This is a genomic window from Vibrio sp. Isolate30, from assembly GCF_022397975.1.
Taxonomy (GTDB): Bacteria; Pseudomonadota; Gammaproteobacteria; order Enterobacterales; family Vibrionaceae; genus Vibrio; species Vibrio fortis.
This window is the reverse complement of record NZ_JAKEUS010000002.1, coordinates 542,052-563,805: the sequence shown is the minus strand read 5'-3', so window position 1 is coordinate 563,805 and position 21,754 is coordinate 542,052. Positions and strand designations below refer to the sequence as shown.

General features: G+C 44.5%; 18 protein-coding genes. 12 read left to right on the top strand and 6 right to left on the bottom strand.

Going from position 1 to position 21,754, the window contains the following annotated elements; translation table 11 throughout:
* Window positions 1-5 precede the first annotated feature (5 nt).
* A complete protein-coding gene (locus L1D60_RS09545) occupies window positions 6-2,402 on the bottom strand; it encodes an ATP-binding protein (protein WP_239840865.1) in 2,397 nt (798 codons plus the stop codon).
* A 299-nt stretch (window positions 2,403-2,701) separates the two neighbouring features.
* Between L1D60_RS09545 and L1D60_RS09540 the strand changes: the two genes are divergently transcribed.
* Window positions 2,702-4,294, top strand: a complete 1,593-nt coding sequence (locus L1D60_RS09540) for an ABC-F family ATPase (protein ID WP_032549035.1) — start codon at window positions 2,702-2,704, stop codon at window positions 4,292-4,294.
* A 104-nt stretch (window positions 4,295-4,398) separates the two neighbouring features.
* Here the strand turns inward: L1D60_RS09540 and L1D60_RS09535 are convergent, their stop codons facing one another.
* Window positions 4,399-6,288 (bottom strand): methyl-accepting chemotaxis protein, encoded by a 1,890-nt coding sequence (locus L1D60_RS09535; protein ID WP_239840864.1) that lies wholly within the window; start codon window positions 6,286-6,288, stop codon window positions 4,399-4,401.
* A 297-nt stretch (window positions 6,289-6,585) separates the two neighbouring features.
* On the bottom strand, window positions 6,586-7,419 hold the full coding sequence (fdhD, locus tag L1D60_RS09530) for a formate dehydrogenase accessory sulfurtransferase FdhD (protein ID WP_239840863.1): 834 nt from the start codon (window positions 7,417-7,419) through the stop codon (window positions 6,586-6,588).
* Window positions 7,420-7,751: 332 nt separating this feature from the next.
* Here fdhD and L1D60_RS09525 point away from each other — a divergent pair, with 332 nt between their 5' ends.
* The 11 genes from L1D60_RS09525 to cobB all read left to right on the top strand — a co-directional run bounded on the left by L1D60_RS09525 (window position 7,752) and on the right by cobB (window position 19,293).
* Window positions 7,752-8,213 (top strand): DUF3305 domain-containing protein, encoded by a 462-nt coding sequence (locus L1D60_RS09525; protein WP_239840862.1) that lies wholly within the window; start codon window positions 7,752-7,754, stop codon window positions 8,211-8,213.
* On the top strand, window positions 8,203-8,787 hold the full coding sequence (locus tag L1D60_RS09520) for a DUF3306 domain-containing protein (RefSeq protein ID WP_239840861.1): 585 nt from the start codon (window positions 8,203-8,205) through the stop codon (window positions 8,785-8,787). The genes L1D60_RS09525 and L1D60_RS09520 overlap by 11 nt, the downstream gene beginning before the upstream one ends.
* Window positions 8,788-9,165: 378 nt before the next feature.
* Window positions 9,166-10,827 (top strand): 4Fe-4S dicluster domain-containing protein, encoded by a 1,662-nt coding sequence (locus L1D60_RS09515; protein WP_239840860.1) that lies wholly within the window; start codon window positions 9,166-9,168, stop codon window positions 10,825-10,827.
* Window positions 10,828-10,836: 9 nt separating this feature from the next.
* Window positions 10,837-11,469, top strand: coding sequence for a molecular chaperone (locus L1D60_RS09510; RefSeq protein ID WP_239840859.1), 633 nt, complete (start codon window positions 10,837-10,839; stop codon window positions 11,467-11,469).
* A gap of 76 nt (window positions 11,470-11,545) precedes the next feature.
* Entirely contained in the window at window positions 11,546-11,746 is a 201-nt protein-coding gene (locus tag L1D60_RS09505) for a twin-arginine translocation signal domain-containing protein (RefSeq protein ID WP_239840858.1), read from the top strand.
* Window positions 11,747-11,756: 10 nt separating this feature from the next.
* Entirely contained in the window at window positions 11,757-14,612 is a 2,856-nt protein-coding gene (locus tag L1D60_RS09500; RefSeq protein WP_239840857.1) for a formate dehydrogenase subunit alpha, read from the top strand.
* An 11-nt stretch (window positions 14,613-14,623) separates the two neighbouring features.
* Window positions 14,624-15,232 carry a formate dehydrogenase FDH3 subunit beta gene (gene fdh3B, locus L1D60_RS09495; protein WP_032549044.1) on the top strand — a complete coding sequence of 203 codons (609 nt, stop codon included), beginning with the start codon at window positions 14,624-14,626 and terminating at the stop codon, window positions 15,230-15,232.
* Between the two features lie 14 nt (window positions 15,233-15,246).
* Window positions 15,247-16,326: a formate dehydrogenase subunit gamma gene (locus L1D60_RS09490; RefSeq protein ID WP_239840856.1), complete on the top strand. Its 1,080-nt coding sequence runs from the start codon at window positions 15,247-15,249 to the stop codon at window positions 16,324-16,326.
* Entirely contained in the window at window positions 16,310-16,726 is a 417-nt protein-coding gene (locus tag L1D60_RS09485; RefSeq protein WP_239840855.1) for a hypothetical protein, read from the top strand. Before L1D60_RS09490 ends, L1D60_RS09485 begins: the two co-directional genes overlap by 17 nt.
* Window positions 16,727-17,082: 356 nt before the next feature.
* Entirely contained in the window at window positions 17,083-18,303 is a 1,221-nt protein-coding gene (locus L1D60_RS09480) for an ammonium transporter (protein WP_239840854.1), read from the top strand.
* A 255-nt stretch (window positions 18,304-18,558) separates the two neighbouring features.
* On the top strand, window positions 18,559-19,293 hold the full coding sequence (cobB, locus tag L1D60_RS09475; protein WP_239840853.1) for a Sir2 family NAD+-dependent deacetylase: 735 nt from the start codon (window positions 18,559-18,561) through the stop codon (window positions 19,291-19,293).
* Window positions 19,294-19,411: 118 nt separating this feature from the next.
* Here the strand turns inward: cobB and L1D60_RS09470 are convergent, their stop codons facing one another.
* The 3 genes from L1D60_RS09470 to L1D60_RS09460 all read right to left on the bottom strand — a co-directional run bounded on the left by L1D60_RS09470 (window position 19,412) and on the right by L1D60_RS09460 (window position 21,624).
* A complete protein-coding gene (locus L1D60_RS09470; protein ID WP_160168782.1) occupies window positions 19,412-19,564 on the bottom strand; it encodes a hypothetical protein in 153 nt (50 codons plus the stop codon).
* A 150-nt stretch (window positions 19,565-19,714) separates the two neighbouring features.
* On the bottom strand, window positions 19,715-20,491 hold the full coding sequence (locus tag L1D60_RS09465; RefSeq protein ID WP_239840852.1) for a GGDEF domain-containing protein: 777 nt from the start codon (window positions 20,489-20,491) through the stop codon (window positions 19,715-19,717).
* A 95-nt stretch (window positions 20,492-20,586) separates the two neighbouring features.
* Complete coding sequence (locus tag L1D60_RS09460; RefSeq protein ID WP_239840851.1) at window positions 20,587-21,624, bottom strand: extracellular solute-binding protein; 1,038 nt, start codon at window positions 21,622-21,624, stop codon at window positions 20,587-20,589.
* Window positions 21,625-21,754: the final 130 nt, after the last annotated feature.

The following is a 21,754-nucleotide window of genomic DNA, read 5'->3' as shown; positions in this document are numbered from 1 at the left end:
TCATGTTACTTCACCAATAAATGCTGTCTGTCTAGTACATTGGTAATGTGCCTAAACCAGTGGTCTGAGACTTTGGCTTTGTCTTCGGTCCATTCGATATAACCGCGGCTCTGGAAGTAGCGTAGCGTGCCCGTTACTTCAGAAATGGTTAACTGCGTGCATTCCGCCAATTCCTCAGGCGTTGCTATCTCAAGCTGAATAATGGAGCGCAATACCGCTAGCATAGGTTTTGGCATCTTCTCCAACTCTTCAGATTCAGGCGCATGGAATAGCCTAACCATGACTTGGTCGGTTTCTTTGTTTCGGTTAAGAGAAAAACGGAAGAACCTTAAAGCAACCGTCGGGTTTCCATCTGAGTAGTGCCATAGAATGCGGTAGAAGCCTTGTTTTGCTCGTTCCTCTTCAGTGATCTCTTGTTGATCCCACTGCTTTGGCACAACCAATCCATCAAAACTCACGGTGTAATCCTCAGATTGGTTAATGCGCGTATCGAGCAATGAAGCGATTTGCTGCTCATTCCATTTGGGCAGAAAAGCAACCCAATCAAACAACAACCTTTCACCTCTAGCTCGGTCGACAAAGCGCCAACTCGCTTTCTCAATTGAGATGATGGCGCGATGGTTCTTTTTAGAACGTCGAATCAGATTGGTTAAACGAATGAGTGCCGACAGCCCACCCACCATTGGTTTCACTAACCGTTGCCCATTATCTACAGCTATCAGGTAGGTCGTCTGGCTACCACGAAGCTGACTTAGGATCTGTATTTCTGTCGCGTCTTCGTCCAGGCCAATACTCACCGCAAAATGTGCTAGCAACTCTTGGTAACCAGAGTGCGGGCAGTTGAGATAAATAGGTTCGGCATTTTTCACTTTATAAAGCATCTGCTTCAACAGAGTTGTTGTACCAACCCCGCGCTCACCGGATACCACACATAAAGCAGGCGAGTCAGTCAGCAGGTATTTAGAGAGCTGTTTGATCTCCGCGTCAGCGTATTCAATCAGTTCGCTGTCATGATTACCGGGTAGAACGTAATTGAATGCTGCGTCGCCTTTGACTCGAACCAGAGATTGTCCATCTGCAGTGTTACTTTTCTGTTTCGCCACTTCGATCCGAAACAGATAAGCAAGCGCTTGGCTAAAGAAGGTAAAATGAGAGAGCTTAGCGATTAAACGATGCTTCGCAATATGAATCATAACCCAAGTAGCAGCTATGGCTGTCGCAACGATACTAATAACCCAAATACGTTTTTTGCTGATCGCCCAATTAACCCACCACGGGCGTTCAGCAATGCTCTCCACTAATTCAAACACGGTTTCACGCCACAGTCGCAATACAGAGATGGTGATCAGCACGAACCAGAAGAAGAGTGCACTGTATATCCAGTTATAGATGGTGCCTTTTCCAAGCGTCATGGTAGAGATTTGCAGGATCACACCCGCGATGATTGCACTCCATACATAGCGACGAATTGTTGATAGGCGCAATTCAACGATCTTCTTGCTTGAAGTACGGCTATTACGATAAGCGAACTCCAAAATAAAGCTGATTGCAATGGAGCCTCCAAGTATCCACCAAGTAAATATCTCCAAAAAGACGAGATGCTGGAGGCTAGGAATGGTCGACAACACTTGCAGAGATAGGGTAATCGCCACTAACCACGCTAATGCTTTGTGCGCCCGGCTAAAGTACCAAATGATACGAACCCAAAGTGGTGGAGTACTGGTTTTCTCTAGCACTGTGTTTTTATACAGTTCGATAATTCTCGCGCTGTTAGCTAGCCACCACATTAATACGCTGTAGATGAAAAACACTTTAATACCGGCCCAAACGACAGGGACAGGTGAAACAAAGATGTCTTCTATTAGTGCGTGAAAGCTGCGTAATTGAAAATAAAACAGATACTCAGCATTGAGGAGTGTCAACTGCCACTCTTGCTTCAACTGCCTAACACCTTGAGGGCCAAACCCAGTCAGCTTGTCGCGAGTTGTGCTATCAGCCAGCTCCAATAACTTTTGCTTACTGCGATTGATACTGCTTAGTGTTAAGTAATCGGATTCAACTTTGAACCAAATATCGTCACTCGTTTGCGACTTGATGTCTGAGGCTTCATCGGATTTGAGATTATCGATGAATTGGGAAAGATGCTGTGCAAACTGATCACTCTGCTTTTGCTGCTCAAAGAGCACAACTCTAAGCAACTGCGATACCTTGCGTTGCTCTTGAGCGGACATAAACAGAGGCTCGGGTAGGGTTTGAATCTCGCTACTGATACTGGTAGCTGTTTCACTAACGCTAGGCGCGACTTCCTGTTCGTATTGCCATTCGGCAGCACTACTAAATGAAACCATTGCCATCCATAGTAACCAAATATGCCGAACGCATACCAGTGATAATTGGCGCATAAACTTCACTTTAACTTCCTGATTAGATTGAATTAGTGTAGTTCGTTTACCGCCAATGATCCTCTTAAATTGCTATCACTATCGATGAGAGTGGCATTTCGATGAAATATTGTTCACTCAAAGGTGTTTTTTTCGAAAATCCCTTCTACTTTTTAACAAGCCATTGGTCTGTGTGGAATGTTGAGTGTGAATTACTTCGATTCCTAGGGCTAATATGCTGAATAAGGCAAACAACGCTTGCAGTTGAAGCCCTGAACGAGTAACGTTGCGGCGTTTTTCACATCAAAAAGGTAAAGGCATTGATCTCCACAGCAAATATCACCCAACAATTCGGCGCGAAGCCACTTTTCGAAAATATTTCAGTTAAGTTCGGCGAAGGTAACCGTTACGGTCTAATCGGCGCGAATGGCTGTGGTAAGTCGACGTTCATGAAGATTCTTTCTGGTGAACTAGAGCCAAGCGCTGGTAACGTAAGCTATGATCCAAACGAGCGCGTTGCTAAGCTAAACCAAGACCAATTCGCGTACGAAGAGTTCTCTGTAATCGACACGGTTATCATGGGCCATAAAGAGCTATGGGCTGTGAAGCAAGAACGTGACCGCATTTACTCGCTACCAGAAATGAGCGAAGAAGACGGCATGAAAGTGGCTGACCTAGAAGTTCAGTTCGCAGAGATGGATGGTTACATGGCAGAAGCGAAAGCGGGTGAGCTTCTTCTGGCGGTAGGTATCGAAGAATCTCTTCACTTTGGCCTAATGAGCGAAGTTGCTCCAGGTTGGAAACTACGTGTTCTTCTGGCACAAGTTCTGTTCGCAGACCCGCATATCATGCTTCTAGACGAACCAACGAACAACTTGGACATGGACACCATCCGCTGGTTGGAAGAGACGCTAAACCAACGTAACTGCACAATGATCATCATTTCGCACGACCGTCACTTCCTAAACTCTGTATGTACTCATATGGCTGACCTTGATTACGGTGAGCTACGCGTTTACCCAGGTAACTACGATGAATACATGACGGCAGCGACACAAGCTCGTGAGCGTCTACTGTCTGACAACGCGAAGAAGAAAGCGCAAATTGCTGAACTTCAAACGTTCGTATCTCGTTTCTCTGCTAACGCATCTAAAGCTAAGCAAGCAACGTCTCGTGCGAAACAGATCGATAAGATTCAGCTAGAAGAAGTTAAAGCATCTAGCCGTCAAAACCCGTTCATCCGTTTCGAACAGTCTAAAGAGCTATTCCGTAACGCACTTGTGGTAGAAAACCTATCTCAAGGTTTTGAAGAAGACCTATACAACAAGTTCGACGCGATCTTCGAAGTGGGCGAGCGTGTTGCAATCATCGGTGAGAACGGCGTTGGTAAAACAACTCTACTAAACACACTTGCTGGTGTACTAGAAGCGCGTACAGGTGAATACAAGTGGTCTGAGAATGCGAACATCGGTTACTACGCTCAAGACCATGCTCATGACTTTGAAGAAGACATGAACCTATTCGACTGGATGAGTCAATGGCGTCAAGAAGGCGAAGATGAGCAAGTAGTACGTAGCTTCCTAGGTCGTATGCTATTTGGGCAAGACGACATTAAGAAGTCAGTTAAGGTTATCTCTGGTGGTGAACAAGGTCGTATGCTTCTTGGTAAGATCATGATGCATAAACCAAACATCCTGCTAATGGATGAACCAACAAACCACATGGATATGGAATCTATCGAAGCGCTTAACCTTGCGCTTGAGAACTACAAAGGCACACTGTTCTTCGTTTCTCACGACCGTGTATTCGTAGACTCACTAGCGACACGTATCCTAGAGATCAAAGATGGTCAGATCCATGACTTCCGTGGTACTTACGCTGAGTTCCTAAAAGCGCGCGGCATTGACGGTTAATTGAACCTCTAACGCTACCTAAGCGACACAGGCTTATTAAAAAGCGCCTTTATCATTGCGATAAAGGCGCTTTTGTTTGTTCTGATTTATTCGTTACAACAACACTAATATTTAAACTGGGCGACGATCTTATCCAGTTTAACGCTCACATTGGACACCTGTTCACTACAGCGCACAGAACCTGAAACCACGTCGTAAGTATCAACCGATAACTGTGCAATATCTGTGATGTTACGATCTATCTCAGCTGAGACAACAGACTGCTCCTCAGACGCTGTGGCAATCTGGCTGTTCAAATCGAACATCTCGCCAACCTGAAGATGAATACCTTCAATTGCAGTGACCACACCCTTAGTTTGACGCTTTACGTGCTCGGTTTGGTTTAAGCTCTCTGACATCTTAGTTACAGTTTTATCGATACCACTGGTTAAACCTTGAATAGTGGTTTCAATTTGATGAGTCGAACTGTTTGTCATTAATGAAAGCTCGCGAACTTCCGAGGCGACGACGGCAAAACCACGACCGTGTTCACCTGCTCGTGCTGCTTCAATCGCCGCATTAAGGGCAAGTAGGTTAGTTTGTTCGGCGATGCCTTGAATCGTCGTCACGACTTGATTGATCTCTCGGCTCTGTTCTTCCAGATGATCAATTAAAGATTGTGACTCTTCGATATTAGTAACCAGCACTTGAATACTGTCATTGGTTGCGTGTGTCTCTTGCAGTGCATGGTGCGCATTACCTTTGATTTTCTCAGCACTTAATGCGGCGTTTTCAATATTCGCTGCCACCTCGTTACTGGTCATAACAAGCTCATTGACCGCCGTAGCAACGGATTCCGATTGTTGCTTCTGCTTTTCGGCATTGTTCATACTTTTTTGCGCCGCTTGCTCAGAGCTGCATGAGCTGTCGGTGAGAACGGTCATCACGCCTGAGAGATCTTTGATGTTAGCGTGTAGCTTACTAATGAAGGCATCAAAGGAGTGGGAGAGCTGTGCAAGCTCATCGGTACCTTTGGCATTCATACGCACTGTTAAGTCACCATCCCCATTTGCAATTGACTCCATCAAGTCGTTAATCGCTTTAATACGAGTTAGAACACTCTTACCTATGAAGGCCAACAATGCTGAAAGTAGTATTACGATTGCGAAGCCAAACAGATGCAGCGTATTTTTCGTATCAGAACTCGCTTGGCTAATTGAGCGATTGATTTCAAGCTGAACGTTATTGATCGCTTGCTCGGCTTGATGAACAGTTCGGCGAAGTTCACCTTTGAGTCCTAAATCGGCGGTAAGCCCCAAACGCGTATTTGCCACTAGTAGCTTTTCTACTGAATCACGATAGTTCAAATACGCTTGTTTGGTCGTATCCGTATTCTGCGCGTAAGGAGTAAACGTATCCAATGCACCATCAAATGCGAGGCTGGTTTGATCATTGGTATGTGCAAGGTAGTGGAAATCTTTCTCGACCAATTCAAGCAGCGCAAGTTCCAATGACAAATTGGCCTCTTTTTCTACCGCATGTTTGAGTTCAGTTCGCCTTTTGTCCAGCACCGCTATCAAACCAACGGAAGGGTTAGGGTTTTCAATCGCATTCACTTGTTGAACAATCTGGCGAAATTGATTTTCGTAGCTTTCAACGGCTTGGGTTATCTGGGTAAAGTTATTGGAAAGGTCTAATTCGTAAGAAATAAGTGTCTGATTTAAATCGGATAAACGTTGATTCAACGTCAATGCAGTACTATCAAAGCGCTCAGCATATTTCTGTTCTTTCCTTGCCAGAAAATCTTTCTCGTGCCTTCTTAGCATTAGGAGGTCTACTGAACTCCGTAGGTTTTCATTAGCGGCACGCTCTAACGACTCAAGCCGGTCAAGACTCATCTGTTCATATACGGCATAAACAAAAACAGAGACAAATAGCGTGATATTGATAAGAATAAATTTACTTCGTATAGACAATGACAGCGCAGGGCGCTGCTTTTCAGTTGACCTATCCATAGGCAACTCCTTTTAGCCGATGACGTTGTGTACCTATCAGTTATTCATTTGAGTTATATATTAATAAAAGATAGATATGTAACTAATAGCTTATTGAGGGAGTAACGCAAGAATATTAAGGAATACTAATATGAAATGACCCTAAATAACGGTTTGATAGTGCAAGATAGCTACCAAATGCTTGGTTGCGAGCAATGCGTCATTTAGGGCCTAGTAAGAGGCTACACGATTGTTTTGTAGTGTTAACAATCGAAGTTTAACAATAGTTGTTAGCAATAGCTCTTTAGCAACAATAGATTACTCTGATGCTTGATTGCCTTTTACATCAAAGATAATTTTATCGGCACCCGTAAACACCTGAAAACGTAGGCCTTTTGCACGCGCAATGGTAGTAATACCAAACTTCTGCGCTAAATCGAGCCCCATTTGTGTCACACCTGAACGAGACAGCAACACAGGGATCCCCATTTGAGCAACCTTAATCACCATCTCAGAAGTCAAACGACCGGTAGTGTAGAAGATCTTATCTGAGCCATCTTCTTGATTGAGCCACATTTCACCTGCAAGCGTATCTACCGCATTGTGACGACCAACATCTTCCACGAAAGAGAGCACCTGATCGTCTTTACATACAGCGCAACCATGTACAGCACCGGCTTTTTTGTAGGTATCGTTATAGTGAGTTAATGCTTCTAGGGCAGTATAGATCTCTGACTGCTTTAGTTTAGTCTGAGGTACTTGGTAATTTTCAAGCTGCTTCATTACATTGCCGTACATGGTGCCCTGACCACAGCCTGAAGTAACAGTTTTCTTCTTAAGTGCACTTTCTAATTGGCTGGTATCTTCTTTGGTCACGACCGCCGCTGAGCTGGTTTCCCAATCAATGATGATCGATTCGATAGCTTCAGGGTCAGAAAGGAAGCTCTGGTTTTTCAAATACCCTAAGACCAATGATTCAGGGCGAGATCCTAACGTCATAAGAGTCACGATCTCTTTCCAATTAAGCATAACAGTGAGCGGACGTTCGCAAGCAATCTGTTTAGTCAGCTTTTCGCCATACTCGTCGAACACTTCCACTTCAATGGTTTGTAGCGGGTTTTCACTGGTTTTAATAATGTTTGGTTTAACCACTTTAATTTCCTAGTTGTGTATACGCTCATCACGCGTTTTGACGTTGACGGGTTAGGCGTTATTTTGAAGCCCGAAAAGGGTCACGGCTTCTTTGTATCTATGCTTAAAGCAATTCTTATTCCAAGGCGCTCTTTATCTCAAATTATTCCGCTAATTACCTTTACTTAGCGCAAAATATGTCACATCGGTCTAATCTAAGCAGAAGCTCATGCTTATTTGATTACGCAGTGGCGTGGTTATTGCTTAGTTCAAGTAGATCAAAGATTCTCTGACGTCGTTAATAGAACAAAATGTCCTATTGATAGCGGCGTCTAATAACAACTGGATGAGATATGTCGGATACCAAAGAATTAGAACAACAATATGAGAAAACCGAAACGTCTTGGTCAATAGGCGTTCATCGTGTAGAGAAAGAGATAAAAACAGGCATGTGGACGACCACTCAATGGGAACTCGCAGGCTTTGACTTATCTCCAAACAGCGACACGAAAGATGTATGCCTACTGCAGCTCCATAAAGATGAACGTACAGATTATCGCTTTAACCTAAGCTCTCAGCAGCCGAAGCTTTTCTTAGTTATGGATAATGTCGATTCAGGAGTACCTGTTATTCAATTGCTGACTGCCTCTCAAACAGTCGCAGGTCAGTATATGGATGGAGACAATCAAGTACTTTCATTTGACATGCCTCTAGCCGTTCAAGCTTGGATGGAAGCCTTTATTGGTCGTCACGGCGAGCTTTTGGAAACGCGTCGTAAGAAGCGCAAGGGAGCAGGGCGCGCTAATGGCAACTAGTTTCTTTAGTCGCTGGTCACAGCGTAAGCTAGATGGAGATAAGGCGACTGACGTTGAATTACCTGAGCCAGACAAGACAACGGATAACACCCAAGCCTCTGAATTGACACAAGTTAGCAAACAAGAACCATCGCTCGCTTCTAAACAAGTGTCCGCTGATGTTTCAAGTGAAAGTCTAGATAGTTCAGTAGACAGCCCTGAAGGTGATGGTGAGTCATCTTCTGTTGCTCAGCTGCTTGTCTCTGAGGCATCAGAAAGTGTTAAAAAGGCTGCGCTAAGAAAGCTGTTTTTATCAGAAGAGTTCAACGTTCGTGATGGCTTAGATGACTATGACGACGACTACAGTAACCTTAAGTCTCTTGGGGAAGGGGTCGCGGACACACTAAGGGATTGGGTAAAAGAGACCGTCGAAGATAGCGAATCGGAAGTCACGCAAACTCAAGAGGAGTTAGCATCCTCTAGTGATGAATTAGAAGACGATGAAACAAAAGCAGTGTCAGAAGCAGCGCTAGAGGAACCTGAACAAGAAGATCAGGATAGCCTCACAGACTCTGATAAACCAGAAAGATCCTAAATATCACAAGCACTGTATAAAAACACAGCTACCTATAATATTGGCACGGCTACATATGAAATTGGGACAAAATATACCACACAAACAATAGGTACATTTTGACTAAACACTCAATGAACCGACTGAGACAAATTGTCCCAGTCGGTTTTTTTGTCCTAAAAAAATAGAGATAACACAACTAACCCATTGAAATTAATTAAAAATAAAGTTGGCATATACATTGCTTTGTACAAGTATTATCAACGGATTTGTAGATTGTTTAAGTAACGATGATGAATGTCGACTCATCATTAATTGAGCAATTAATCAGCATTCTATTCGAGGCTGACTACAATCAAGGTTGAGCAGATTATCCATGACGCTATATGGAACTGAGCAATGCTTAAAGAACTATTAAAACAAGCAACATCAAATAATGGTAAAGCGCGACTCTATGCTTTTGAAAATACCGTAGAGTTAACCAACCTTATTCCACCAACAGTCAGTTATGAAAGTGGTGGTAATACCTTAATCATTGGACCAACTGCGATCATTGAGAGCGCAGCGGCGCAGTTACCTCAACTAACCAGTCTTACTTTGTTATCGACTGACGGAGAAAAGGGTTCAAACAGTGAGCTCTATTTTGCTAATTCCGTACAGGTATCCGGTTTCTTAGGCACATTTGAAGTCGTAATTGAAAACCGTGGAACGACGAGTAACTTAGCGAAAGTTGCTATCAATCATGATTGCTTTGATGTTGTTTTAGACCTTTGCCTAGACAGCTGTATGACTGAAGAAGTTCCAGTTCCGGGTTATTACCCAGTTGGACGCGGTTATCCCAAACTGGCCGAAGCACTAGAAGAAATCCCAACGTTGATGGGGACGTTCGATAAGCCGAAATTCTTCCGTCTAGATACCGACCTCTGTGCACATAGCTCTCGTGGTGTTAAAGGCTGTGAGCGTTGTGTTGATGCTTGTCCTGCTGGTGCACTATCTAGTGAAGGTACAGACAAAACGGGTCATCGCGTCGAGATTAATCCATACCTTTGTCAGGGCGTCGGAACTTGTGCAACTAGCTGTCCAACTGAAGCGATCAGCTACGCACTTCCTAATCCAGATGACACGCAAAAATTCATTGAACGCACGTTAGCCAATTATGAGAAAGCAGGGGGCTTAGACCCTATCGTTCTGATTTGTAGCTCGCGTCATGAAACTTACAACGTGATGGCACTTAAAGCACTTCCAGACAATGTTATTCCGGTTGTCGTTGAAGAACTGCCTTCTATTGGAATTGATACGTGGTTTGCTGCTCTAGTCAATGGCGCTACTCAGGTTCTATTTGCAGCATCTCGCTTTATGCCTCAAACCATTATTCGAGTTTTAAATAACGAAGTGGGCATTGCGCAAGAGCTATTGGACCAAATTGGCGTTGCAAAAGAGACTATAGATATCCTTTATCTTGAATCTCTTCGTGAAGGTGCACCGACATTGTGTACCGATTCGTTTGATTTGGCACTCGGTGATCTGCAAGGCAATAAGCGCCAACGCCTGTTTACTGCTCTAGACGCACTAAGCACATCACGAATTCCTGTAGAAAATATCGTTGAGCTTCCATCAAACGCACCGTATGGCAACGTTTCGTGCGAAAGCAAAGATTGTACTTTATGTATGAGTTGTGTGGCGGTATGCCCAACTCGTGCACTTCACACCGATGGCACGTCTCCATCTCTTAAATTCATTGAGCAAGATTGTGTTCAATGTGGCCTTTGTGAAAAAGCCTGTCCTGAAAATGTTCTGACTCTCACACCTCGTATGAATTGGGTGAAAGAGGAGCGTCAGAAGGCTGTTGTGATTCATGAAGAAAAAGCAGCGGAGTGTATCCGTTGTCACAAGCCGTTTGCTCCGCAATCTATGATTGATATGTTGCAAAGCAAGTTACGCGGTCACTCTCATTTTTCAGACGAAGCTGCGATCAATCGTATTGCTATGTGTGAAGACTGCCGTGTCATCGATATGTTCGATTCAATGGCACAAGATCCATTGAAACAATTGAAATACTAGGAGTTGGCTTTGGATACTCATTCAGAACAAGAACAAACATTAAGAACAGATATCTACCTAGTTCTGTCTGCACTATTTCGTAGTGCTCCAACGGAAGAGATGATCGACTTTTTAAAGTCTCTAGAAATTGAAGAGTCAGAAAGTGCGATGCAAAAAGCGTGGATTGCACTTCAAAAATCCGCCATTGAATCTGAGCGTGAAGCACTGGAAGACGAATATCAAGATCTATTCATTGGAATCGGTCGTGGTGAAGTCATGCCTTTTGGTTCATGGCACATGACTGGCGCAATGATGGAAAAACCATTAGCAGAGATTCGCCATGATCTTGAACTTCTTGGTATTGAACGTGATGAAAACGTTAAAGAACCTGAAGACCATATCTCGGCGCTTTGTGAAGTGATGGCGATGCTAACTGGTGAAGAAGAAGAGCTTCAGCAAGTTGTGTTCAATAAACATATTGCGCCTTGGTTCGAATCTTTCACTCGTCAAACGGGAAGTGCAGAACATGCCAACTTTTACAAGCCAGCCGCTCAGCTATGCCAAGCATTTCTATCACTAGAGCAAGTGCGTTTTAGTGTGAATACCAAGAGCAGTAAGCACAAATCAAAAATTGATGTGAAAAACGTCACTGATTACGAGTAATCGAGCAGTACTCGATCATATCGATAGAGGGGCATTAAGCCTCCATAAAGATCTACCGTAAGGTAAGGAAGCAATGATGAAAGATAATAAAGAAGTAAATACAAGCCGTAGGGACTTACTCAAAGGCTTAACAACTGCAGCCGTAGCAGGTGCTGTTGTCGCTGGAACTTCAACAGTGGTATCAGCAGCTGAAACGCCTGAACTTTCCAAAAAAGACGTGAAGAAGACTGGCTATCGTGAAACGCAACATATTCGCGACTACTACGACACACTATAGGGGATAGAGGATGAAACTAGTCAAACGCTCCGATAGTGTGAGCAAGGAAACCAATCAGCTCGGCGTATCTCGTCGTGCATTCATGAAGAACACTTCACTGGCTGCTGGTGGCGCTGTTGTAGGTGCAAGCCTATTTGCTCCAGGCATGATGAAGAAAGCACAGGCAAAGTCTGTTGATCCAGATGCAAAAACTGAGATCAAACGTACGATCTGTTCTCACTGTTCAGTGGGTTGTGGTATCTACGCTGAAGTTCAAAACGGCGTGTGGACAGGTCAAGAGCCTGCATTTGACCACCCATTCAACGCAGGTGGACACTGTGCGAAAGGTGCAGCACTGCGCGAACACGGCCACGGTGAACGTCGTCTGAAATACCCAATGAAATTGGAAGGCGGTAAGTGGAAGAAGCTTTCTTGGGATCAAGCGATTGAAGAGATCGGTAACAAAGCGCTTGAGCTTCGTAAAGAGTCTGGTCCTGACTCTGTCTACTTCCTAGGTAGTGCGAAACACAGCAATGAGCAAGCTTACGCATTCCGTAAGATGGCGTCGCTTTGGGGCACCAACAACGTCGACCACCAAGCGCGTATTTGTCACTCAACTACGGTAGCCGGTGTAGCAAACACTTGGGGCTACGGTGCAATGACGAACTCGTTCAATGACATGCACAACTGTAAGTCGATGTTATTCATTGGTTCGAACCCGGCTGAAGCTCACCCAGTTGCAATGCAGCACATTCTGATCGCAAAAGAGAAGAACAACTGTAAGATCGTCGTTGCGGATCCTCGTCGTACTCGTACAGCAGCAAAATCTGATCACTACGTATCACTTCGCCCAGGTTCTGACGTTGCCTTTATTTGGGGCGTACTATGGCATGTCTTTGCAAACAAATGGGAAGACAAAGAGTTCATTCGCCAACGTGTATTCGGTATGGATGAGATCCGTGCTGAAGTTGCTAAATGGACACCAGCTGAAGTTGAGCGCGTAACTGGCGTATCAGAAGCTGACGTTTACCACACAGCGAAGCTGCTTTCTGAAAACCGTCCAGGTTGTATCGTTTGGTGTATGGGTGGTACTCAACACACCACAGGTAACAACAACACTCGTGCATACTGTGTGCTTGAACTTGCACTTGGTAACATCGGTAAATCAGGCGGCGGTGCAAACATCTTCCGTGGCCACGATAACGTACAGGGCGCAACTGACCTTGGCGTATTATCAGATACACTTCCAGGTTATTACGGCCTGTCTGAAGGTTCTTGGCGCCACTGGTCAAAAGTTTGGGATCTAGACTTCGACTGGGTAAAAGGTCGTTTCGATGACAACGCTTACGGCGGTCAAAAACCAATGAACAGTGCAGGTATCCCTGTATCTCGTTGGGTTGATGGTGTACTTGAAGACAAAGACAAGATCCGTCAACGCGAAAACATTCGTGCGATGTTCTACTGGGGTCACGCGGTGAACTCTCAGACTCGTGGTCCTGAAATGAAGAAGGCGATGCAGAAGCTGGATATGATGGTTATTGTTGACCCATACCCAACGGTTGCAGCGGTAATGAACGATCGTACTGATGGCGTTTACCTACTTCCAGCGACAACGCAATTCGAAACTTACGGCAGTGTAACGGCGTCTAACCGCTCACTACAGTGGCGTGACAAAGTCGTTGATCCTCTGTTCGACTCTAAGCCAGACCACGAAATCATGTACCTACTTTCTAAGAAACTAGGTTATGCAGATCAGTTGTTTAAGAACATCCGTGTTGAAAACAATCAGCCATTGATTGAAGACTTAACACGCGAGTTCAACAAAGGTATGTGGACAATCGGCTACACAGGTCAAAGCCCTGAGCGTATTAAAGAGCACCAACAGAACTGGCATACATTCCACAAAACAACACTGGAAGCAGAAGGTGGCCCAATCCACGGTGAAACCTATGGTATGCCTTGGCCATGTTGGGGTACACCAGAGATGAAACACCCTGGTACTCATATTCTTTACGATACGTCTAAGCCTGTGGCAGAAGGCGGCGGTAACTTCCGTACTCGTTTCGGTGTTGAGTTCGAAGGTCAAAGCCTATTGGCAGAAGACAGCTACTCAAAAGGCAGCGAAATCAAAGATGGTTACCCAGAGTTCTCTGACAAGCTTCTGAAACAACTAGGTTGGTGGGACGATCTCACAGCCGAGGAGAAAGCAGCAGCGGAAGGCAAAAACTGGAAAACCGACCTGTCTGGTGGTATTCAACGCGTCGCAATCAAGCACGGCTGTATCCCATTTGGTAACGCTAAAGCGCGTGCGATTGTTTGGACATTCCCAGACCGCGTACCACTGCACCGTGAACCGCTTTACACACCACGTCGCGACCTTGTTGCTGACTACCCAACGTGGGATGACAAGGAAGCGATCTTCCGTGTACCAACTTTGTACAAATCGATTCAAGAAGAAGATAAATCTGGCGAATACCCAATTATCCTAACTTCTGGCCGTCTGGTTGAATACGAAGGTGGTGGTGAAGAAACGCGTTCTAACCCTTGGCTTGCTGAACTGCAACAAGAGATGTTCGTTGAAGTTAACCCGAAAGACGCAAACGACATTGGCTTTAAAGATGGCGATGATGTTTGGGTTGAAGGTGCAGAGAAAGGCCGCATTAAGGTTAAAGCTCTTGTAACACGTCGTGTGAAACCTGGTCTGGCGTTTATCCCATTTCACTTCGGCGGTAAGTTCCAAGGTGAAGACCTACGTTCTAAGTACCCTGAAGGCACTGACCCGTATGTTATTGGTGAAGCTGCAAACACAGCAACCACTTATGGTTATGACCCTGTAACGTTAATGCAGGAAACGAAAGTAACCCTTTGTAACATTCGCAAGGCTTAAGGAGTCCAATAATGGCTAGAATGAAATTTCTTTGTGACACTAAGCGTTGTATCGAATGTAACGGCTGTGTCACCGCATGTAAAAACGAAAACGATGATGCTCTAGAGTGGGGTATTCAACGTCGCCGCGTAGTAACACTGAACGATGGTGAGCCGGGTGAAAACTCTATCTCAGTTGCTTGTATGCACTGTACTGACGCGCCATGTATGGCAGTTTGTCCTGCAGACTGTTTCGAGCACACTGAAGATGGCATCGTGCTACATAACAAAGATCTGTGTATCGGTTGTGGCTACTGTCTGTTTGCTTGTCCGTTTGGTGCACCGCAGTTCCCTAAACAGGAAGCATTTGGTGAGCGCGGTAAGATGGACAAATGTACATTCTGTGCAGGCGGTCCTGAAACTGAAGCAGGTTCTGTTGAAGAGCGTCAGAAGTACGGTGCGAACCGTATTGCTGAAGGTAAGCTGCCAATGTGTGCATCACTATGTTCAACTAAAGCGCTACTAGCGGGTGATGCAGAGAAAGTCTCTGATGTTTTCCGTCAGCGTGTTGTAGAGCGTGGTGCAAAAGGCGCAGGTTGGACCAATGGTAACGACCTATCTTACGATGCGACTAAGAGCTAAGTAGGGAGAGACGTATGCTTTCATTGTTAAAACGTCTCTCACTTGTCGTGCTGCCGCTATTGGCAGCACTGACAATGCTGGCTCCAATGAGTCACGCTGCTGAGACGAAAGCGAATACCGCAGAGCGTGAGATGACCCAACTGGCGGGTGCAGACTTTTGGCGACAAGTGCGTGAAGGTGAGACAGGATACACAACGTCTCAATCTGCTGAGCACGGTATGCTGATCAGTACGCCCGGACAAACGTGGTACATCTTAAAAGAGAAGTGGATGTCTCCGGCAGGCGCAGTTGCTATCTTTGGTAGTATTGCCTTTGTTACTCTGATGTATGTTGTTATTGGTCCGCTGATGTTAAGTGCACCAAGAACAGGACGTAAGATAAAACGTTGGTCTCGCTTAGACAGAGCGCTCCACTGGAGTATGGCGTTTACCTTCCTGACTCTCGCCTTTAGTGGCTTGATGCTAGTTTACGGTAAGCACTTCTTAAAGCCTTATATCCCAACGGATCTATGGGGCTTTATCATTATGCTCGCTAAGCAATACCACAACTACATCGGTCCAATCTTCTATGTATTGCTGATGTGCGTACTAGTGAAGTGGTGGCGTAAGTCTATCTTCAAGATGGTTGACCTTAAGTGGTTCATGAAACTTGGCGGCATGGTTGGTAAGCATAAGGGCTCACATCCATCGGCAGAGTTTTCAAACGCTGGTGAAAAAGCGTTATTCTGGCTACTTATCGTCGTCGGTACCGTCGTCGCGATCAGTGGATTAGTTCTCGACTTCCCAATCTTTGGTCAAACACGTCGTGATATGGAGCTTTCTAACTTAGTTCATATGTTGGCGGCATTGATCCTTATCTGTGGCTTTGTGTTCCATATCTATATCGGCCTATTCGGTATGGAAGGTGCGCTAGAAGGTATGGTAACAGGCGAGGTGGATGAAACTTGGGCTAAAGAGCACCACGACCTTTGGTATGAAGAAGTGATGGCTAAAGAGAAGCAGGAGGCAGCACAAGGTGGCGCTTCTGTCGTGAACACAGAAACTGTCTCTCACACAGAAAATAAAGAGGTAAAACCGAATGAACAAACCTCATAAGGGTATATGGGTTGCTTACATATTAAGTTGCTTTACGCCATTTACCTGTCTGATTTCTGGTGTGATCGCGATTGTTTACGCTGGCTATCGCTTAGACAAAGGGGAAGATGGTGAAGTCGTTGACTCTCATTACTACGGCCTGATTCGCACTTTCTTCCTCAATCTGACTTACTTTGTGGTATTGATTGTTACAGTTGCGACATCAAATGGCGTTTTGGTCGGTGTAAACGACTACTGGTATAAGAGCCATTTCATCGATGAAATAGCATATTACATCCCTTACGTAGGTATGTTGTTTGGTGCTGTTGCTATCGTCGTTTGGTTCATTCGTATGTACCAAGGAATGACGCGTCTGAAGCAGGGTCTACCACAAAAAGCGTCGACAGGACCAAACTTGTAATAGCACTCCCAGAGTTCTCCTAATTAAAACCCAGCCCAGCGCTGGGTTTTTTAATCTCTGTATCTTTACCTCTTAACCGTCTAAATCTCGAGCCCAATGTTGCACGCTCTTTTATGGTGCAATTCACTATGTTGGTGCAAATAAAAATCAAAGCTCGCGCTATGTAGCTCACCAAACCTGTGCCACCAAACAATAAAACCAAGGATAATCAGCAAGTTAAAAAGGAGTGCAGACTGCGTCTATTTGGTTCGAAAGTAATGGAACACATCTTGCGTAGCTATTGAGTCTTTAAATAATTACATCATTTAACTCGCACATAATAAGTGCAAATGATAAAGCAAAAGGAGTTAGCTTTAATGAGCCAGTCAGTCGAGCAAGTTCATAGCGCAGTACAGAACTTGACGCAAAGTTCGGACACACTGTTTTTACTACTGGGTGCCATCATGGTGTTTTTGATGCACGCAGGTTTTGCCTTCCTGGAAGTGGGTACAGTAAGAAAGAAAAACCAAGTCAACGCCTTGGTAAAGATCCTTGCGGATTTTGGCGTTTCAGCCATCGCGTATTTCTTTATCGGTTATTGGGTTGCTTATGGTGCACACTTTTTTGCTGATGCCGATACTTTAGCTCAAGCTAACGGCTATGAGTTAGTGAAGTTCTTTTTCTTAATGACGTTTGCTGCAGCGATTCCTGCAATTGTGTCGGGTGGTATCGCAGAGCGTGCGCGTTTCTACCCAGTACTATTAGCAACCCTGTTTACAGTTGGGCTGGTATATCCATTTTTCGAAGGGATTATTTGGAATGGGAATTTTGGCCTACAAGATTGGTTTGAGGCGCAGTTTGGTTACGGCTTCCATGACTTCGCTGGCTCAATCGTGGTTCACGGAGTAGGTGGTTGGATTGCATTAGTCGCAGTTTATTTTCTGGGTATGCGTAAAGGGCGTATTCGTGCAGGCAAACACACCAACTTCGCACCATCAAACATTCCTTTCTTAGCGCTTGGCGCATGGATTCTTTGTGTTGGTTGGTTTGGCTTTAACGTTATGTCAGCGCAGGCAATCAATGGCATTAGTGGCTTAGTCGCAATGAACTCGCTGATGGCGATGGTTGGCGGTATTCTGGCGGCACTGTTTGCTGGCAAAAATGACCCTGGCTTCATTCACAATGGCCCTTTAGCTGGATTAGTCGCTGTTTGTGCAGGCTCTGATTTGATGCATCCACTCGGTGCACTCGTAACAGGTGGTGTGGCAGGTGCGCTGTTCGTTTACTTATTTACTTACATGCAAAACAAAACCAAGATTGACGATGTTCTGGGTGTGTGGCCTCTGCATGGCGTTTGTGGCGCGTGGGGCGGTATTGCTGCGGGCATCTTTGGCCAACAAGCATTCTGGGGACTAGGTGGTGTGAGCTTTGTGGTACAGGTTTTAGGTACTATCGCAGGCATTGTGGTTGCAGTTGGCGGTGCATTTATCGTCTACGGCATCCTTAACAAAGTAACGGGCCTTCGTTTGAGCGAAGAAGACGAATTCAACGGTGCAGACCTTTCTATTCATAAGATCTCATCTGTGAGCGAAGATTAAGTTTCAATACGAATTATCTTCTGGTCATTCTAACCCCAATCTAAAAGCGGCCTCGGTCGCTTTTTTAATTGCTCTACATCATCACAATCGACACATTGTTTCTCTCATCACAGTTTTTCTTATTTAAAACTCAAGCTAGTTCACAAATGACCAATGAATACATGCACATAAGACCATGGTCTAATCCCCAAAACTATTGTTGGAATTTGAACAATGCTAAGCTGTTACAAAGTGACATATTGATAAGGAAGTAATATGAATTTCCCATACAAAAATATCGTGATTCTCACAGGAGCTGGGATCTCGGCAGAATCAGGAATACAAACTTTTCGTGCACAAGACGGATTATGGGAAAACCACAAGATCGAAGATGTGGCGACTCCCGAAGGCTTTCAACGAGATCCTGATTTGGTTCAGGCATTTTACAACAAACGCCGCAAAGGACTGCAGAGCCCCGACATTGAACCTAATGCAGCACACAAAGCGCTAGGAGAGCTTGAGAAGCGTTTAGAAGGGAAGGTCACTATCATTACACAAAATATCGATAACCTTCACGAGAGAGGCGGCAGCGAGAATGTAATACACATGCATGGTGAGCTTCTTAAAGCGCGTTGCAGTGAGTCCAATCAGGTTATCGAACATAAAGAAGACATCTTTACTGGCGAGTTATGCCACTGCTGTCAAATCCCAGCACAAATGAGACCTCACATTGTCTGGTTTGGAGAAATGCCTCTGCGCATGGGTGACATCTATTCTGCACTAGAAGAAGCTGACTTGTTTATTTCGATTGGTACCTCTGGCGTGGTTTACCCAGCTGCTGGCTTCGTCCACGATGCCAAAATGCACGGTGCTCATACGATAGAAATTAATCTAGAGCCGAGTGCCGTAGAGAGCGAATTTGTTGAAAAGCGTTACGGTAAGGCAAGTATTGAAGTCCCTAAGTTAGTCTCAGAACTCCTATACGAAGAGCCGAGCAGTTTAAGAGCTTGAAAGCGTGACTAACTTATTACGACAAACGAAAACAAGGCATCACAGTAAAATGTGATGCCTTGTTTTTTTGAGTATGGCTCATGCTAATGGATAGCCGATATGTATAACCAATATTGCGTTAGTGCTTTTTGGCATAGAAGGCGATGGCCTCCTCGCTGGTCATCCCGTAATTTTGAATCAGGTCTACAAGTTGACGTTTTTCTTCTAGCTCAGCAAGAATCTCTGGATCAGTTTCAATTTCATAGTCGTCAATATCATCTATCGGCTTCACGTCTCTTATCCTTCTGAACTACAACAAAAAAAGACTAGCATAACCAACAGAGACTCAGATAATAGTTCACACGAAGTGCGAGTTACCGTGCAAAAACAGATCGTTCATCGCATCGTTTCAGAAACACATTTCACCGTATAACTTATCATTCTAATGAGTGTGTTTCGCTTTCTTCATGGTGTACATGGCTTTATCTGATACCACTAAAGCTTGCTGAAAAGTCTCACGTGTTGCTGGGGTCACGCCGTATGAGAAATGAATATTCTCGCCGTGAAGCAGATTCGCAACCTGTTCAATAAACTCTCCACCACGCCCTTTGAGCGTAACCACAACAAACTCATCACCACCAATTCGAAATAGTAGCTCTTCTTGCACAGCGGCCTGACGCAGCACTTGGGAAAAACGCACGATCATGAGGTCACCGACGTTATGGCCCTTAAGATCATTAACTCGCTTTAAACCGTCAAGATCAAGATAGATAACATCGAACTCTTCAAGCGTGACTGTATCCAGTTTTTTGCGGTTGAAGAGACCCGTTAATTCATCAATATCGCCTTGAGCCTTAATGGATGAAGTCAGTTGCGTGATTCCAATCGCAATCAACAAGAATGCAATCTGCAATAAACCGTCTTCTAAAATAGTATCGAGAAGCTCATGACGGTCAGCCCATTCGTCTAGACGCTCAAGCTCGGTGGTAACGTCATAGAATAAGTTGAAAATAAGGAGCAGGGCACCGAAGTGTAAGATCTTATGAGGAACGATAGCTTTGCGAGCAACCGCATAAACATAGATAACGATAATGAGGGTATTCGTTTCAAAAAATAAGTCGTAATTTGAATCTATGTCCGTCACTGAGCTCAAGCCAAGCATGATGAATGAGCCTAAAAGCATAAGAGTAACGATCACCAATATAGAGTTTGCTTTCATATTTAACCGCACTTTATGTTGTTTATTCCATCCTATATAAAGTTTAGATAAAAAGAAAGCGGCTAAAGCCGCTTTCAATATCATTTAAAGTTAAATTAATTGTTAACTTTCAGTTTTTGGAAGTACTCGTCATAAATCACGCTCGCTTCACCCACTTCGTCTTGCCATACACCGTTGTCCATCACAGATTGTGGTGGGAAAACGTTCTGGTCTTCAGCAAACTCTTTAGGTAGAAGAGGGTATGCCGTTTTCACAGGCGTTGGGTAACCGATCTCTAGTGCGATTTTCGCTGCGTTTTCAGGGCGAAGTAGGAAGTCGATCATCTTGTGTGCCGCTTCGATGTTTTTCGCACCTGATGGGATCGCTAGGCTGTCCATCCAGAAGATTGCGCCTTTCTCTGGCCAGATGATATCAATGGTTGCACCTTCTTGACGTGCCATGTAAGCAGAACCGTTCCAAAGCATGCCTAATGATACTTCGCCAGCAAGGTAAGGGTTTGCAGGGAAATCTGAGTTGAATACTAATACGTTTGGCATCAGTTTTTTCAGCTCTTCGTAAGCTGCTTTGATTTCATCTGGGTTAGTGGTGTTTGGAGAGTAACCCAGTTTAGTTAAAGCGATGTGGAATACTTCACGAGAGTCATCCATCATCATTAGCTGACCTTCCCACTGTGTATCCCATAGGTCATCCCATGATTTAACAGAAGACTTGTCTAGCATGTCTGAATTAATGCCAATACCCGTTGCACCCCAAATATATGGGATAGAGTAGCTGTTGCTTGGGTCAAATGGCTTATCTAGGTAGTTTGGATCCAAATCAGCAAAGTGAGTTAACTTAGATTTGTCTAGCTCTTGAAGCATGCCTTCTTTACGCATCTTAGATACGAAGTACGTAGAAGGTACAACTAGGTCGTAACCTGAACCTTGAGTTTTTAACTTAGCGTACATGCTTTCGTTAGACTCATAGGTAGAGTAGATAACTTTAATTCCAGTCTCTTCAGTGAAATCTTCTAACACTTCGTTAGGGATATATTCAGACCAGTTGTAGAAGTACAGTTCTTGGTCAGCTGCGAAAGAAGGAGTTGAAAGTAAGGTAGCAGCACACAATGCGCCGGTATACAGTGTTTTTTTCATTACTGTTCCGTTCATTTGTTTGATTTGAATCTGGGTTGCGGACCCAATGTGAATCGATTTATAAAAATCGCGTCGGATTATAGCAGTCTAATACGAAAATAGGCAGCCTAAGCTGCCTATTGCATTGAAA

Bases quoted from the DNA above. Each gene is read 5' to 3' on its own strand.
- L1D60_RS09490 (WP_239840856.1), top strand. From the start codon at position 15,247: ATGCTTTCATTGTTAAAACGTCTCTCACTTGTCGTGCTGCCGCTATTG.
- L1D60_RS09465 (WP_239840852.1), bottom strand. From the start codon at position 20,491: ATGAAAGCAAACTCTATATTGGTGATCGTTACTCTTATGCTTTTAGGC.
- L1D60_RS09500 (WP_239840857.1), top strand. From the start codon at position 11,757: ATGAAACTAGTCAAACGCTCCGATAGTGTGAGCAAGGAAACCAATCAG.
- L1D60_RS09515 (WP_239840860.1), top strand. From the start codon at position 9,166: ATGCTTAAAGAACTATTAAAACAAGCAACATCAAATAATGGTAAAGCG.
- L1D60_RS09480 (WP_239840854.1), top strand. From the start codon at position 17,083: ATGAGCCAGTCAGTCGAGCAAGTTCATAGCGCAGTACAGAACTTGACG.
- L1D60_RS09505 (WP_239840858.1), top strand. From the start codon at position 11,546: ATGAAAGATAATAAAGAAGTAAATACAAGCCGTAGGGACTTACTCAAA.
- L1D60_RS09485 (WP_239840855.1), top strand. From the start codon at position 16,310: ATGAACAAACCTCATAAGGGTATATGGGTTGCTTACATATTAAGTTGC.
- L1D60_RS09525 (WP_239840862.1), top strand. From the start codon at position 7,752: ATGTCGGATACCAAAGAATTAGAACAACAATATGAGAAAACCGAAACG.
- L1D60_RS09520 (WP_239840861.1), top strand. From the start codon at position 8,203: ATGGCAACTAGTTTCTTTAGTCGCTGGTCACAGCGTAAGCTAGATGGA.
- L1D60_RS09535 (WP_239840864.1), bottom strand. From the start codon at position 6,288: ATGGATAGGTCAACTGAAAAGCAGCGCCCTGCGCTGTCATTGTCTATA.
- fdh3B (WP_032549044.1), top strand. From the start codon at position 14,624: ATGGCTAGAATGAAATTTCTTTGTGACACTAAGCGTTGTATCGAATGT.
- cobB (WP_239840853.1), top strand. From the start codon at position 18,559: ATGAATTTCCCATACAAAAATATCGTGATTCTCACAGGAGCTGGGATC.
- L1D60_RS09545 (WP_239840865.1), bottom strand. From the start codon at position 2,402: ATGCGCCAATTATCACTGGTATGCGTTCGGCATATTTGGTTACTATGG.
- L1D60_RS09460 (WP_239840851.1), bottom strand. From the start codon at position 21,624: ATGAAAAAAACACTGTATACCGGCGCATTGTGTGCTGCTACCTTACTT.